At 69.9% G+C, this 13,320-nt stretch carries 15 protein-coding genes; 8 read left to right on the top strand and 7 right to left on the bottom strand.

Annotation, left to right across the window (positions count from 1 at the left end; genetic code table 11):
* Positions 1-67 precede the first annotated feature (67 nt).
* Positions 68-460, top strand: coding sequence for a helix-turn-helix domain-containing protein (locus tag I4Q42_RS17730; protein ID WP_198577420.1), 393 nt, complete (start codon positions 68-70; stop codon positions 458-460).
* 68 nt (positions 461-528) lie between these two features.
* A complete protein-coding gene (gene hisN / locus I4Q42_RS17725) occupies positions 529-1,368 on the top strand; it encodes a histidinol-phosphatase (RefSeq protein WP_198577419.1) in 840 nt (279 codons plus the stop codon).
* 212 nt (positions 1,369-1,580) lie between these two features.
* Here the strand turns inward: hisN and I4Q42_RS17720 are convergent, their stop codons facing one another.
* From I4Q42_RS17720 to I4Q42_RS17695, 6 genes are all read right to left on the bottom strand, one after another.
* The gene (locus I4Q42_RS17720) at positions 1,581-2,009 is read right to left on the bottom strand and encodes an NUDIX hydrolase (protein ID WP_198577418.1); all 429 of its coding nucleotides are present in this window, start codon (positions 2,007-2,009) and stop codon (positions 1,581-1,583) included.
* Positions 2,006-2,959, bottom strand: coding sequence for an alpha/beta fold hydrolase (locus I4Q42_RS17715; protein WP_198577417.1), 954 nt, complete (start codon positions 2,957-2,959; stop codon positions 2,006-2,008). Before I4Q42_RS17715 ends, I4Q42_RS17720 begins: the two co-directional genes overlap by 4 nt.
* Before the next feature lie 4 nt (positions 2,960-2,963).
* Positions 2,964-3,272: an SCP2 sterol-binding domain-containing protein gene (locus I4Q42_RS17710; protein ID WP_110119043.1), complete on the bottom strand. Its 309-nt coding sequence runs from the start codon at positions 3,270-3,272 to the stop codon at positions 2,964-2,966.
* 109 nt (positions 3,273-3,381) lie between these two features.
* A complete protein-coding gene (locus tag I4Q42_RS17705; RefSeq protein WP_198577416.1) occupies positions 3,382-4,056 on the bottom strand; it encodes a hypothetical protein in 675 nt (224 codons plus the stop codon).
* On the bottom strand, positions 4,053-4,952 hold the full coding sequence (locus I4Q42_RS17700) for a class I SAM-dependent methyltransferase (RefSeq protein ID WP_198577415.1): 900 nt from the start codon (positions 4,950-4,952) through the stop codon (positions 4,053-4,055). The genes I4Q42_RS17705 and I4Q42_RS17700 overlap by 4 nt, the downstream gene beginning before the upstream one ends.
* 92 nt (positions 4,953-5,044) lie before the next feature.
* The gene (locus I4Q42_RS17695) at positions 5,045-5,887 is read right to left on the bottom strand and encodes a class I SAM-dependent methyltransferase (RefSeq protein ID WP_198577414.1); all 843 of its coding nucleotides are present in this window, start codon (positions 5,885-5,887) and stop codon (positions 5,045-5,047) included.
* Positions 5,888-6,127: 240 nt separating this feature from the next.
* On the opposite strand from I4Q42_RS17695, the gene I4Q42_RS17690 reads away from it, so the two are divergent.
* The 3 genes from I4Q42_RS17690 to I4Q42_RS17680 all read left to right on the top strand — a co-directional run bounded on the left by I4Q42_RS17690 (position 6,128) and on the right by I4Q42_RS17680 (position 9,030).
* Positions 6,128-6,601, top strand: a complete 474-nt coding sequence (locus tag I4Q42_RS17690) for an Hsp20 family protein (protein ID WP_198577413.1) — start codon at positions 6,128-6,130, stop codon at positions 6,599-6,601.
* A 181-nt stretch (positions 6,602-6,782) separates the two neighbouring features.
* Complete coding sequence (locus I4Q42_RS17685) at positions 6,783-8,285, top strand: DUF4153 domain-containing protein (RefSeq protein WP_198577412.1); 1,503 nt, start codon at positions 6,783-6,785, stop codon at positions 8,283-8,285.
* Between the two features lie 31 nt (positions 8,286-8,316).
* On the top strand, positions 8,317-9,030 hold the full coding sequence (locus I4Q42_RS17680; RefSeq protein ID WP_198577411.1) for a response regulator transcription factor: 714 nt from the start codon (positions 8,317-8,319) through the stop codon (positions 9,028-9,030).
* 270 nt (positions 9,031-9,300) lie between these two features.
* Here the strand turns inward: I4Q42_RS17680 and I4Q42_RS26170 are convergent, their stop codons facing one another.
* Positions 9,301-9,465: a hypothetical protein gene (locus I4Q42_RS26170; protein ID WP_232793250.1), complete on the bottom strand. Its 165-nt coding sequence runs from the start codon at positions 9,463-9,465 to the stop codon at positions 9,301-9,303.
* A gap of 28 nt (positions 9,466-9,493) precedes the next feature.
* Here I4Q42_RS26170 and I4Q42_RS17675 point away from each other — a divergent pair, with 28 nt between their 5' ends.
* The 3 genes from I4Q42_RS17675 to I4Q42_RS17665 all read left to right on the top strand — a co-directional run bounded on the left by I4Q42_RS17675 (position 9,494) and on the right by I4Q42_RS17665 (position 12,499).
* Positions 9,494-10,618 (top strand): sensor histidine kinase, encoded by a 1,125-nt coding sequence (locus I4Q42_RS17675; protein WP_332873105.1) that lies wholly within the window; start codon positions 9,494-9,496, stop codon positions 10,616-10,618.
* Between the two features lie 99 nt (positions 10,619-10,717).
* Positions 10,718-10,918 (top strand): hypothetical protein, encoded by a 201-nt coding sequence (locus I4Q42_RS17670; protein ID WP_198577410.1) that lies wholly within the window; start codon positions 10,718-10,720, stop codon positions 10,916-10,918.
* 72 nt (positions 10,919-10,990) lie between these two features.
* Positions 10,991-12,499: a dipeptidyl-peptidase 3 family protein gene (locus I4Q42_RS17665; protein ID WP_198577409.1), complete on the top strand. Its 1,509-nt coding sequence runs from the start codon at positions 10,991-10,993 to the stop codon at positions 12,497-12,499.
* The last annotated feature ends 821 nt before the right edge of the window (positions 12,500-13,320 follow it).

The following is a 13,320-nucleotide window of genomic DNA, read 5'->3' as shown; positions in this document are numbered from 1 at the left end:
TGCGGCTGTCAGGGCAGACCGTTCCGTTTCGGGACGGGGGAAAGCCATCGGGGGTCAAGGGTCCATCATGGGCAATGACATCGACACTCACCTGGGCAAGCGCCTTCGCCGCCGTCGCCGGCTGCTGGGCCTGACCCAACAACAGCTGGCCGGCGCCGTGGGCGTCCGCTTCCAGCAGATCCAGAAGTACGAGTGCGGCGCCAACCGCATCTCGGCCGCGCGCCTGTGGCAGCTGTCCGAAGCCCTGGAAGTGCCGGTCGGCTACTTCTACGACGGCCTGTCGACGGTCGCCGCCCGCGAGGCCGCCCCGGCCAGCAACGACTCCGAAGGCGGCGAGATGTTCGCCCGCAAGGAGACGATCGACCTGATCCGGGCCTATTACCTGCTGGGCGAACGTCCGCGTCGCCGCCTGCTGGACCTGGCCAAGTCGCTGAACGGCGTCGAGCAGATCGAGGCCTGATCGCGTGTCCCGAGGGCTCGCATCAGTGGAGTAGCGTCGGGCGCATGGGCGCGCTAAAGCCCTGCGTCATGACGCTCTCCGCCGATCGCCTCGCCGCCCTCGACGCCTTCACCGTCGAGCTCAACGCCGCCTCAGCAGGCGCCATCCTGCCGCTGTTCCGGTCCGACCACGGGCTGGAGGACAAGGCGGCCGGCAAGAACCTGCCGCGCGAGAGCCATGCGGCGTTCGATCCGGTGACCGAGGCCGACCGCGGCGCGGAAGCCGCGATCCGCAAGTTGATCTCCGAGCGCTATCCCGAACACGGGGTGATCGGCGAGGAATACGGCGAGGACCGCCCGGACGCCGAGTTCGTCTGGGTGCTGGATCCCGTCGACGGCACCCGCGCCTTCATCTCCGGCCTGCCCCTGTGGACCACCCTGATCGGCCTGCGCCATCAGGGCCGCCCGGTGCTGGGCTCGATCGGCCAGCCCTATCTGGACGAGATCTATATCGGCTCGGCCGTCGGCGGCTCGCGCCTGATCGCCCGCGGCGTCGAGAAGGCCCTGCGCGTGCGCCCCTGCGCCGTGCTGACCGACGCCATCATCGCCACCACCGATCCCGAAGCCTGCTTCGACGGCGCCGAGCTGGGCGCCTGGCGCCAGGTGCGCGCGGCCGCCAAGCTGGCCCGCCTGGGCTGCGACGCCTACGCCTACGCCATGGTGGCGGCCGGCACGATGGACATGGTCATTGAGGCCGGCCTGAAGAGCTGGGACGTCGAGGCCGCCATCCCCCTGATCGAAGGCGCCGGCGGCGTCGTCACCGACTGGCGCGGCGCCCCGATCGGCCAGCACGGCGGCCAGATGGCCATCGCCGGCGACCAGCGCGTGCTGGACGAGGCGCTGGTGGCGCTGAAGCGGTCGGCGAAGTAGGCCAAGGCGACGCCCCTGCCTTCGGACGGGGCCAATTTTCAGAAGATGCCTGTCCTAACTTTCAGAAGTCATCGCCCGGCTTGTCCGGGCGACCCAAGCAGCATGTCAGGATGTGGCTAGGTCGGCTTGGGTCGCCCGCATAAAGCGGGCGATGACTTCTTTTTTGAATGCGGGTTTCAGGTGCGTGTAGAGCCTTGCCCCAGCTCCCTTGATCAGAGCGTCAAACCATCCGGCAACAGTCGCTCGCCAGCCGTGAAGCGCTCGACGGCCACCCACTCGACCCAGACGTCCTGGCTGTTCTCATTGATCACGAACCGCTCGCGCTCGGCGGCGCGCGGATCTGCTGTGGTGATCTCGTAGACGAACATGATCTCGTGGCCGATGTGGCCCTCGTGTTCGTAGAGGTTCTCCAGCACCTTGGGCGGGCCGGCGACCTCAATGGCGAAGCCCGTCTCCTCCAGGAACTCCCGGCGCAGGGTCTGTTCAGAGGTCTCGCCGAACTCGACGCCGCCGCCCAGCGGCCGCCAGCCCTTCACCGAGCCGTCGTCGTTGCACACCTCGGCGACCAGCAGCCGGCCCTCATCGCGCAGGAGGCCGATGGCGACGACCCGCACCGCCTGCTTGGGCCGCCAGCTGCTCATCGCGGCGCCACCGGATCGACGGTCTCGTCGAACGCCGCCCAGAAGCGGGCGCGGCGGTCGTCGGTCTCGATCAGGATCTCGTGGAAGGCATCCTCGATCTCGAGGTAGCGGCCCTTGGGGATGCGGGCGGCGATCGCCTTCTGGGCTGAGGTCAGAACGCGCGTGTCGATGCCCGCCCCGACGATGGTCACCGGGATCGAGATGGCCTCGACGCCCTTCGCGCGGGCCAGCCAGTCGCAGGCGCCGAAGGCGAAGTCGGTCCAGCCCCAGGTGATGCCGCCCAGGGCGATATCCGGGTTGGCGCGGATCTGGGCCTGGTGGCGGGCGTAGCGGGCCGCGTCGTGGGTCAGGGCGTCCTGCGGGAAGACGTGCTTGAACGGATCGCCAACGTCGCCAAGCACATAATCACCCCGCAACGGCGTGCGGGCGGCCAGCCAGGCCAGGGTCCGCGCCAGGAAAGCCGGCGTGCGGCCGCTGTTCAGCCCCAGCATGGGGGCCGAAAGCACGGCTGCGGCAAAACGAGCCTCGCCATGGGCCAGGACAAGGCTGGTCAGGCAGCCGCCCATCGAATGGCCCAGCGCGATCCAGGGCTTGGGCAGGCGCGTCTCGAAGGCGGCCAGCAGGGCCCGGTAGTCGCCGAGAAAGTCGTGAAAGCCGGCCGCGTGGCCCTTCAGCCGGTCGGGCAGCATGCGGTGCGAGAGCCCCTGCCCTCGCCAGTCGTGCACCAGGACGACGAAGCCCCGCGCCAGCAGGTCGGAGACGACCTCGTAATATTTCTCGATCGGTTCGCTGCGACCGGGGCTGACCACCACCGATCCGCGCGTCTCACCCTGCGGGGAAAACAGCGCGGCGCGGAGGGTCGCCCCGTCCGCGCCGCGAAACCATTCGGCTTGTCCGTGGTCGGGAACCGGCGCCTCGGGAATCGAGACCAGAGGCGCGGGCTCCCCCATCGGCTTAGCGCAGCTTGGAGAACAGCGCCGCCATCTTGGACTGCAGCGCCATCGCCGCGCCCATGTCCGACAGCTTCAGCTTGCCGGTCATGACGGCCATGGTCGGGTCGAGCGAGCCGGCGCCGATGGCCAGGAAGTCTTCCTTCGACAGGGTCATGGTCAGGTCGGCCGGACCGTCGTCGTTCGTGACCGAACCACCGTCGATCAGGATGACGCCTTCGCCCTTCAGGTCGAACTTCAGGCTCTTGCCGAGGCCGCTGTCGTCGCCGACGGCGGTTTTGATCTTGTCGGTGATTTCCTGCAGAGTGGCCATGAAACGCGATCTCCCTCTTATTTGCGCGTTCAATATTGCGCGTGAGAACTTGGCGTGCACCCTGGCCGGGCGCGGCGCGCAAGTAAACACCGTTCAGACGCTCTCCACCCTATTTTTTGCTCTGGACGAAGCGCACCTGCGAAGGCGTTGCGGAAAGCCGGACGCGGCTCGCGCCCTTGAAGTCGGAGAGCCGGAAAATCGGCGCCTTGCTCGGCGACAGCGGCAGGGTCTGGGTCTTGCCGTCGGCGCCGACCACGACGCCGCCGCCGGCGCCCGGGAAGCTCAGACCGGTCATCTTCGGGGCCAGCATGGCCATCGGTCCGGCCGCCTTGCCGATCACGCCGTTGGTGCTCTCGACCACCGCCTTCAGCTCAGCGACGTCGTATTCGGCGGCGGGCTTCAGCACCGGCTCGATGATCAGGGTCGAGCCGAACTTGGCGTCGGCCGGGGCGTCGAACTCGACCTTGGCTCCGCCCTGCAACTGGGCCAGGGTCGGCAGGCGCTCGAAGCGGCCTTCGGCGTTGATCGGCAGCGGCGTGCGCGCCCCGCCCGCCTCGACCAGCGTCGCCTTCAGGCCGGCGGCGGGCTTGCCGTCGCGCGACAGGGCGAAGGCCACCCGGGTGCGCGAGCGCTCCTGGGCCGGCACCTTGAGGAAGTTCTCCAGATAGCTGAACACCTTGTCGGCCGGGGCGATCTTGCCCCCCTGGGCCAGGGCGACCGAGCCGGCCGCCAGGGCCACAACGGCGGCGGCGAGGGCCGCGCGTATTGCGATGCGGCCGGTCATTTCGGCTTCAAGAACTTGAGGGTCATGCGGTCGCTCTCCCCGATGGCGTCGTATTTGGCGTGGTCGAAGTCGGGCTCGGCCGGCTCGCCGCGCGGCGCCGACAGGCGTGTGGGCGGCAGGGTCCAGACGCCGAACGGATGGTCCTTGGTGTCCTTGGGATTGGCGTTGATCTCGCTCGATCCGGCCAGCACGAAGCCGGCCTCCTTGGCCAGTTCCTCGACATAGGCCTGCTGCACGTAGCCGTCGGCGGCCAGCACGTCCTGCACGCGGCCGGGCTCGCCCCTGTGCTCCTCGACCCCCAGGATGCCGCCGGGCTTCAGCGCCGCCAGGGCGTCCTTGAAGGCCTTCTCGGCGACGCCGCCGGCCATCCAGTTGTGCAGGTTGCGCAGGAACAGCACGCGATCGACCGTCCCGGCCGGAGCCACGGGCCCGCTGCCCCGGCCGAAGGTGGTGATCTCCACCTTGCCGTAGAGCTTTGGCTTGTCCTCGAGCCGGCGGCGATAGGCGGCGACGATCTCGGCGGCGGCGGGATCGGCCGGATCGGCCTCCAGCACCGCCTCGTAGAGCTTGCCGTCGGTGGCGGCCAGGAACGGCGCCAGGATGTCGGTGTACCAGCCCGCGCCGGGCCAGAACTCGACCACGGTCTGGCCGGGCTTGATCTCCCAGAACTCCAGGCTCTGCGCGGGATGGCGCCAGGCGTCGCGGGCCTTGTCGGCGGGCGTGCGCCAGTCGCCGGCCACGGCGCCGGCCAGGGTGGACGCACCACCCTTGGCTTCAGGCTTGGCCGCTGCTGGCGTCTTGGCCGGCTCGTCCTTCTTGCGGCCACAGCCGATCAGGCCCGCCGCGCCGGCGGCGACCATCAGGCCGCGTCGCGACCACGAAAACGCTGGATCCATCGATCCCCCTCTACGCACGGATCCAGCCTAAGTCCCGACCTTGGCGAAAAGACGCCCGCGGAGCGCGGGCTCCGGGACCAAGAGACGCCCGCTCACCCCGGCTTCTTGAAGCGCAGGGTCATGCGATCGCTCTCGCCGATGGCGTCGTACTTGGCGCGGTCGAAATTGGGATCGGCCGGCTGGCCCGCCGGCGCCGACTGGCGCACGGGCGGCAGGGTCCAGACGCCGAAGGGGTGGTCCTTGGTGTCCTTGGGATTGGCGTTGATCTCGGACTTGGCGTCCAGCTTGAAGCCGGCCTTCTGCGCCAGGGCCACGACCGTGGCGGTCGACAGGTAGCCGTCGGCGCCGGCGCTCTTCTCGTCGGCCGGGTCGGCGCGGTGCTCCTCGATCGCCAGGATCCCGCCCGGCTTCAGCACGGCGAAGAAGTCGGCGAACAGCTTGTCGGCGACGCCCGGCTGGACGGTCCAGTTGTGGACGTTGCGGGCGGTCAGCACGATGTCGGCCGAGCCCGGCGCGCCCAGCGGCGCGGCCACCGGCCCAAAGTCGGCGTATTTGACCTTGCCGTACTTGGCCTCGTCGGCGAAGCGGGCCTCGAAGGCGGCGCGGCCCTTGCGCGCGCCTTCCGACAGCTTGGGATTGGCCAGGTCGGCGACGCCGGCGACATAGGTCCCCTTGGTGGCCTTGGCGTAGGGGGCGAGGATTTCGGTCCAATAGCCGCCGCCGGGCGAAACCTCGATCACCGTCTGGCTAGGCTTCAGTCCCCAGAACACCAGGCTCTCATATGGATGGCGGGCGCCGTCGCGGGCGGCGCTGGCCGGGGTGCGGTCGGGCGAGGCGATCGCGGCCTTCAGGGCCGCGTCGGCGGCCAGGGCCCCGGTGGCCGGCGCGAGCGCGGCGATGGCGGCGAGGATGAGGAAATGGCGGCGGGCGGGCATGGCGTCTGTCTCCGTCGTCGACCCGCGTTCCGGGCGCGCCGACCTTAGCTGCACATGACCCGCGATCAAGCGATTCCGAAACTGAATGACGCACCCCTTGAAGTCGAAAAACGACCTCCCAACTATTCAACCGAAGGCGCTGGCAAACCGGGCCTTCCGGATCGCAGACGAGGCCGAGATCGGGTCGTCGAAGGTCCGAACACACATCGCAACCTTGCTTGAAGAGAAGGTTCTACATCTATGCGTACGATCGACCTGTCGCCCCTTTACCGCTCGCTCGTCGGCTTCGACCGCCTGGCCGCGCAACTCGACGCCGCCGCCAAGACCGAAGCCGCCTCGGGCTATCCGCCCTACAATATCGAGCGCACCGACGAGAATGCCTATCGCATCGAGATCGCCGTCGCCGGCTTCAAGCCGGAAGAACTGTCGATCGAGGCCAAGGAAGGCCTGCTGACCGTCTCGGGCCGCAAGGCGGCCAATGACGAAGCCAAGCGCTACCTGCATCGCGGCCTCGCCGAGCGCAATTTCGACCGTCGCTTCCAGCTGGCCGACTATGTGGTGGTGACCGACGCGGCCCTGGCCGACGGCCTGCTGACCATCGCGCTGAAGCGTGAACTGCCCGAAGCCCTCAAGGCCCGGACCATTCCGATCAGCACCACCCCGAGCATCGCCGGCGCCGACACCGCCGTGATCGAAGGCGAAAAGGCCGCCTAACCGCGCCGACCGCTTTCCCTCTGCTTTAAGTCCCCTCCGACTTCGGGCGGCGCAGCAATGCGCCGCCCTTTTTCGTGTCTGCACCCGTTCTGCACGACGATCGGGCGGTCCGTGCACGGCCTCGCCGCCGGGGCTGCAACCCACGTCCCTATCGAGAAGGCTCCAAGATGGGGACCTTCCGATGAAAGCCTTCCGCCCGCCGCCGGCCGCAGCGCCGTTCTGGATCAAGCCCGTGGCCGCCGCCCTGCTGGTGCTGGCGGCCGACCAGCTGTTCTACGGCCACCCCGTCGGCGCGACTCTGGGGATGTTCGCCTTGCTGGCCATCGCCGCCGTCGTCCTGGTCCAGCCCGCCGCGCGCAAGGCCTGGGCGCCGCTGCTGGCGGCGATCTTCTTCGCCAGCGTGCTGATCGAAGCCCCCAGCCTGCTGGCCTTCGGCCTCTGGATCGTCGCCATCGCCGTCGCGGCCCTGTCCGCCCGGGTCGGCCGAGCCGAGGACGCCTGGCGCTGGCTGCAGCGACTGGCGGCCATGCTGGCGCTGGGCCTCGTCGCGCCGTTCCGCGACTTCGGGCGCGCCCGCCGCCGCGCCCCCGGATCGGGCGCGGCTCTGCGCCGCCTGCCGGTGCTGGTGCTGCCGGTGGTCGGCGGCATGGTGTTCCTGGCCCTGTTCACGGCCGCCAATCCGGTGATCGCCCAGGCCATCGGCCAATGGCGCTTCCCCGAGCTCGACCTGCCCCGCACCGGCTTTGCGGTTCTGGTCGCCTTCGGGGTCTGGATGCTATTGCGGCCGGCATTCAAGCGCCCGCCCTACGGTCTGCCGGCCCCAAAGCCTGGCGCCGCGCCCCTGCCCGGTCTCAGCGTCGCCTCGGTCGGCCTGTCGCTGGTGGTGTTCAACGCGGTCTTCGCCTTGCAGAACGGCCTCGACATCGCCTTCCTGTGGTCGCGCGCACCGCTGCCGGAGGGCGTGAGCCTGGCCGAATACGCCCATCGCGGCGCCTATCCGCTGATCGCCACCGCCCTGCTGGCCGGCCTGTTCGTGCTGGTCGCCCTGGCGCCGGGATCGGCGACCGCGCGGTCGGCCTGGCTGCGGCGGCTGGTGGTGCTGTGGGTGGCCCAGAATCTCTTCCTCGTCGCCTCGTCGATCCTGCGCACCCTGGACTATGTCGATGTCTACGCCCTGACCCGCCTGCGGCTGGCCGCCCTGATCTGGATGGTTCTGGTCGGCGTGGGCCTGCTGCTGATCTGCTGGCGGATGCTGCGAGGCAGCAGCGCGGCCTGGCTGATCAACGCCAATGCCGCCGCCGCGGGCCTGGTGCTGGCCGCCTGCACGGTGGTCGATCTGGGCGCGGTCGCCGCCGCCTGGAACGTCCGCCACGCCCGTGAGCTGGGCGGGAACGGCGAGGCGCTGGACGTCTGCTACCTGGAGCGCCTGGGCGACTCCTCGATCGTGGCGCTGAGCCAGCTTCGCGTCACCGCCCTGCCCCCGGTGCTGGCGGCGCGGGTGGCCTGGTCGCGTGAGACCGTTCTCAACGACCTGACCTATCGCCAGAGCCGCTGGCGCGGCTGGAGCTGGCGGGCCGAGCGCCGGCTGGACGAGGCCCTGGCTCTGGCCCCGCGCGATCGGACGATCTCGGTTCCGGCCGGGACGCTCGACTGCCGGGGCGTTCCGATGGCCTACAGCCGTTGACCTGCGCCCCCGCAAGCGGAACATCTGCGCCATGACTCAGCCGATCCTGATCGTCGACGACGAGCCGCACATCCGCGAGCTTCTGGCCTTCGCCCTGGGCAAGGCCGGCTACGCCACGGTCGAGGCCGGCGACGGCGAGGCGGCGCTGGAGGCGATCGCCGCCCACAAGCCGGCCCTGGTGGTGCTGGACATCAACATGCCGCGCCTCAACGGCCTGGACGTCTGCCGCCGCATCCGCGCCGAGGGCCAGCTGCCGGTGCTACTGCTGTCGTCACGCGACGACGAGATCGACCGGGTGCTGGGCATCGAGCTGGGGGCCGACGACTATGTGGTCAAGCCGTTCAGCCCGCGCGAGGTGACGGCGCGGGTGGCGGCGATCCTGCGCCGGGCCAGCGCCGCCGCCACGCCGCCGGCCGAGGAGGCCAAGCTGCTCAGCCATGGCCGTCTAAGCCTTGAGGCCGAGGCCTGGCGGGCGGCCTGGGGCGAAACCGAGACGGCGCTGACGGTCACCGAGTTCGGCATCCTCTGGACCCTGGCCAGCGCTCCGCGCCGGGTCTTCACCCGCGACGCCATCATCGACCGGCTGCGCGGCCCGGGTTTCGCCCTCACCGACCGCACCATCGACAGCCACGTGCGCAACCTGCGCGCCAAGTTCGCCAAGCTGGGCGGCGTCGACGTGGTCGAGACCCGTCCCGGCGTCGGCTACCGCCTGGGGGCCTGCCAGGGCCAGGACGCCGAGGCGTGATCGGGGCGCTCTCGGCCTTCAAGGAGGCGATCAAGCGACGCTGGCCCGCCCTGCGCCTGCGCTCGATCCTGCTGGCGGTGCTGCTGTTCGCCGCCGCCATGCCGGCGATCGGCGGGGTCTTCCTGCGCAGCTACGAGAACACCCTGGTGCGCCAGACCGAGGCGGAGCTGACCGCCCAGGGCGCGGCCTGGCGGCGACGGCGGCGGCCCTGTGGCCCGGCGCACCTCCGGTCTCGGCCCTGCCCGAACCCGATCCGGACGATCCAGACTACTACCGTCCCGAAAGGCACAGCATCGACCTGTCGGCCGCCGCGATCCTGCCCGAGCGCCCGACGCCGCCGGCTTCCAAGCTGCCGGCCGAGCCGGACGCCGCCGCGGCGGCCGCGCGGCTCGACCCGATCTTCGCCGACACCACCCGCAGCACCCTGGCTTCCATCGTCCTGACCGACGTCCACGGACGAGTGGTGCGGGGCCTGGGGACCGGCGGCGACCTTTCGGCCCTGCCAGAGGTGCGCACGGCCCTGGCAGGCGGCTCCCGGACCGTGCTGCGCCACATCGGCAAGTACCGCCAGCGCTCCTCGTGGGAGTGGGTCAGCCGCGCGTCCTCCGTCCGCCTGCACCATGCCCGGCCCGTCGTGGTCGAGGGCCGGACCGTCGGTGTGCTGCTGCTGTCGCGTTCGCCGCGCGGCCTGTTCAAGGGCCTCTACGAGGATCGCGGCAAGCTGCTGCTGGGCGCTGGGGTCATCATCGCCGTGCTGTTTGGCCTGGCGGGCCTGATCTCGCGCGGGGTCACCCGGCCGATCGAGCAGCTCAGCGCCGCCACCCGCGCCATGGCCCAGGGCCGCGGCGAGCCGCTGGGCACGCCGCGCACGGCCGCCATCGAGATCCAGGCGCTGTACGACGACTTCCGGGCCATGGCCGGGGCCATCGACAAGCGCTCGCGCTATCTGCGCGACTTCGCCGCCGCCCTCAGCCACGAGTTCAAGACGCCCCTGGCCGGGGTGCGTGGCGCCATCGAGCTGTTGCAGGACCACTATCCGACCATGAGCCAGGCGGAGCGCGAGCGCTTCCTGGCCAATATCGCCGCCGACAGCGCCCGGCTGTCGGCCCTGGTCGGGCGGCTGCTGGAGCTGGCCCGCGCCGACATGGCCACGCCCGAGGCCGGGGTCGCCGCCGCGCCCGCCGCCGCCGCCCGGACCGTGGCCGCCGCCCTCTCTGGTCCGGACCTCGCCGTCGTTCTCGACCTCCCGGCCGACCTGCCGCCGGTCGCCGCCCCGCTGGCGGTGATCGAGACGGTGCTGACCGTGCTGGTCGACAACAGCCGCCAGGCCGGCGCCAAGCGGGTGGTGATCGAGGCCCGCCACGAGCAGGGCGAGGTCGTGCTGGAAGTCTCCGACGACGGGCCGGGCGTGGCCGAGGCCGATGCCGCCCGCCTGTTCGAGCCCTTCTTCACGACCCGCCGAAGCCAGGGCGGAACCGGCCTTGGCCTGTCGATCGCGCGATCGCTGGCCCGAGCCCATGGCGGCGAAACCGCCTATGTGGCGAGGGGAACGGGGGCGCGGTTCGTGCTGTGGCTGCCGACGGCCTGAGCGCCGATATCGAGCGTCTGCACGAAATCTCCACGGCCGGTTCATCACCGCGCCTTGGGCCGCGTCCAGGCTGAGATCTCTTCCCGACAGGAGATCGCCATGCTGACCGCCGCCCCGCCCGCTTCTGACTGCCAGGTCGAGCTCGACATCGCCGCCGGCCGCTGCACCTGGACCGTCACCCGCCCCGACGGCATGCGGCTGACGGGCACGGCCAGCGACCCGGCCTTCGCCCAGACCCAGACCGCCCTGGCCGCGGTGATGCTGGACGCCTTCGCCTCGGTGAGACGGCGACGGTTTTAGCAGCCGGATCGCCTCGTCTTGGCCATTAGGCGGGTGTAAGCGTGGCCTTCGCTCGTTTCGCAAAGGCTCTTCATGCGCGCGCTTCTCCCCTTCGCCCTGATCCTCGGCGTCTCGGCCGCCGCCCTCTCCACCGCTCCAGCCCTGGCCGCGCCGGAGAGCTACGCGACCATCCACATGAAGACCGACACCGCCTTCCTCAGCCCCGAGGAGCGCAAGGTGGTGAACCTCTTGATCCAGGCCGCCGACCAGATGACGGCCATCTACGACAAGCAGGCGGTCGCCCAGGGCGGCGCCGACGGCCCCGGCCACGGCTTCTATCCGCCGGGCCTGACCAAGGACGCGTTCGAGGCCTATCTCGCCGCCCATCCCGACCAGAAGGCCGCCCTGATGGACGCCTATACGGTGGTCCGCCGCGACGGCGACAAGCTGGTCGCCGTGCCCTATTCGGTCGCCTACAAGCCCGAGCTGACCAAGGCCGCCGCCCTGCTGGACGAGGCCGCCAAGGTCACCACCAACGCCAGCCTCAAGCGTTTCCTGACCCTGCGGGCCCAGTCGTTCCGCTCGAACGACTACTTCCAGTCCGAGATGGCCTGGATGGACCTGGAGGGCACGCCGATCGAGGTGGCCATCGGTCCGTACGAGACCTACACCGACGAGATGATCGGCCAGAAGGCGGCGTTCGAGGCCTTCGTCACCCTGAAGAACCCGACCGAGAGCCAGGCCCTGGACAAGTACAAGGGCTATCTGCGCGACATGGAGGCCAATCTCCCGGTCGCCGACACCTACAAGAACTTCAAGCGCGGCGGGGCCTCGCCGATCGCCGTGGCCGAGCAGATCCGCGGCGGCGGCGACAATCTGCACGGCCCGCAGACCGTGGCCTTCAACCTGCCCAACGACGAGCGCGTGCGCGAGGCCAAGGGCGCCAAGAAGGTGATCCTGTCCAACGTGCTGGCCGCCAAGTACGAGGGCATACTGTCGCCGATCGCCAGCCGCGTGCTGGTCGCCGACCAGGCCGCCCTGGTCAGCCAGAAGTACATGACGCTGGAGACCCTGTTCCACGAGCTGTCACACAGCCTCGGCCCGGGCTCGATCGTCGTCGGCGGCCGCGCCACCACCGTCTCGGCCGAGCTGAAGGACATCGGCGGCACAGCCGAAGAGGCCAAGGCCGACGTCATGGGGGCCTGGAACATCCTCTTCATGATGCAGAAGAACGAGATCCCGGCCGCCGAACGCTCGCAGCTGTTCGCCACCTACACCGCCGGCATCTTCCGCGCCGCCCGCTGGGGCGACGAGGAGGCCCACGGCCGGGGCGCGGCCCTGCAGTACGGCTACCTCAAGGCCAAGGGCGCCTTCGTCTACGATCCGGCCGCCAAGCGCTACCGCATCGACGACGCCAGGATGGCCGCCGGCATCCGCGACCTGGTGGCCGACATCGTCAAGCTGCAGGGCGACGGCGACTATGCCGGCATGGTCGCCTTCTTCGACCGCTACGCCCACCTCGACGACGACGCCCGCGGCGTGATCGCCACGCTGAAGGACATCCCCGTCGATATCTCGCCGGTCTATCCGGACAAGGTGTGAGCCGGCCGCTCAACGACAAAGGAACCTCCCCCCGTGGGGGAGGTGATCGCGAAGCGATCGGTGGGGGGAGTTGGTGGGAGATTTGCCAACGCCTCGGAAGCTGAAAACGGCCCCCCACCGGCCTTCGGCCGCCTCCCCCACGGGGGGAGGTTCCTTGTCGCTGAACACGCGCTTTCGCGCTCACGCGGTGAACCGCTGAGGGGATGTGGAGAGGGCGCGGGGCGTCCGGGCTACGCCCGGATGTGTGAGTTTTGAATACCGTTTCGACGAAGCTCTGACGCCCCGCGCGATCGTTGAACCTCAGGCCGGGACGCGCGGGCCTCTTCCGCCCTGTGCCCCTTCCCCATGCAATGCGCCCCGTTTCTTGGCGGCCAGGCGTGCATGCGGCGCGGACCCTCGGACGGGCGGGAGCCTATTGGGCAAGCTCCCGATGGATGGGTTTACGTCCCCCATCCTCATTTAAGCTTTCAGGCCCTGCTCACGCAGCTCCGTCAGCCCCGCTCGATCGCATCGCCGTCGCACGCTTCGGGCCGGATCCTTGCGCCCTCTCCCTGCAACGGGACAGCTGTGATTATGCGAGCGGTCTGGACGCGTCTGATAAGTTCGGGTGAGAAAGTCTTAGGGCGTTGAATTCGTTCGAATCCGTTCGCGTAGCGACGGGGATCGACGCCTGCCAATCCCCGTCCGACCAACCCAAAGTTCGCCTTCCTGGGCCTTGTGCCCAGGATCCATCGTTCCGCTGCTCAGACCTTGGCAGAACGGTCGAGGTCTGAGCGGTCGCCGGCTCGCCACGAGGGCGAGGGAGGCGGAGTTTGTTGGCT

The sequence above is a fragment of the Caulobacter hibisci genome (assembly GCF_016135805.1).
Taxonomy (GTDB): Bacteria; Pseudomonadota; Alphaproteobacteria; order Caulobacterales; family Caulobacteraceae; genus Caulobacter; species Caulobacter hibisci.
Note: the sequence above shows the minus strand (reverse complement) of the source record. Positions and strands in the feature narration are given on the sequence as shown.

What these genes read in the sequence shown, in the direction of transcription:
- I4Q42_RS17730 (WP_198577420.1), top strand. Translation starts at nt 68, where the DNA reads ATGGGCAATGACATCGACACTCACCTGGGCAAGCGCCTTCGCCGCCGT.
- hisN (WP_198577419.1), top strand. Translation starts at nt 529, where the DNA reads ATGACGCTCTCCGCCGATCGCCTCGCCGCCCTCGACGCCTTCACCGTC.
- I4Q42_RS17720 (WP_198577418.1), bottom strand. Translation starts at nt 2,009, where the DNA reads ATGAGCAGCTGGCGGCCCAAGCAGGCGGTGCGGGTCGTCGCCATCGGC.
- I4Q42_RS17715 (WP_198577417.1), bottom strand. Translation starts at nt 2,959, where the DNA reads ATGGGGGAGCCCGCGCCTCTGGTCTCGATTCCCGAGGCGCCGGTTCCC.
- I4Q42_RS17710 (WP_110119043.1), bottom strand. Translation starts at nt 3,272, where the DNA reads ATGGCCACTCTGCAGGAAATCACCGACAAGATCAAAACCGCCGTCGGC.
- I4Q42_RS17705 (WP_198577416.1), bottom strand. Translation starts at nt 4,056, where the DNA reads ATGACCGGCCGCATCGCAATACGCGCGGCCCTCGCCGCCGCCGTTGTG.
- I4Q42_RS17700 (WP_198577415.1), bottom strand. Translation starts at nt 4,952, where the DNA reads ATGGATCCAGCGTTTTCGTGGTCGCGACGCGGCCTGATGGTCGCCGCC.
- I4Q42_RS17695 (WP_198577414.1), bottom strand. Translation starts at nt 5,887, where the DNA reads ATGCCCGCCCGCCGCCATTTCCTCATCCTCGCCGCCATCGCCGCGCTC.
- I4Q42_RS17690 (WP_198577413.1), top strand. Translation starts at nt 6,128, where the DNA reads ATGCGTACGATCGACCTGTCGCCCCTTTACCGCTCGCTCGTCGGCTTC.
- I4Q42_RS17685 (WP_198577412.1), top strand. Translation starts at nt 6,783, where the DNA reads ATGAAAGCCTTCCGCCCGCCGCCGGCCGCAGCGCCGTTCTGGATCAAG.
- I4Q42_RS17680 (WP_198577411.1), top strand. Translation starts at nt 8,317, where the DNA reads ATGACTCAGCCGATCCTGATCGTCGACGACGAGCCGCACATCCGCGAG.
- I4Q42_RS26170 (WP_232793250.1), bottom strand. Translation starts at nt 9,465, where the DNA reads ATGGAAGCCAGGGTGCTGCGGGTGGTGTCGGCGAAGATCGGGTCGAGC.
- I4Q42_RS17670 (WP_198577410.1), top strand. Translation starts at nt 10,718, where the DNA reads ATGCTGACCGCCGCCCCGCCCGCTTCTGACTGCCAGGTCGAGCTCGAC.
- I4Q42_RS17665 (WP_198577409.1), top strand. Translation starts at nt 10,991, where the DNA reads ATGCGCGCGCTTCTCCCCTTCGCCCTGATCCTCGGCGTCTCGGCCGCC.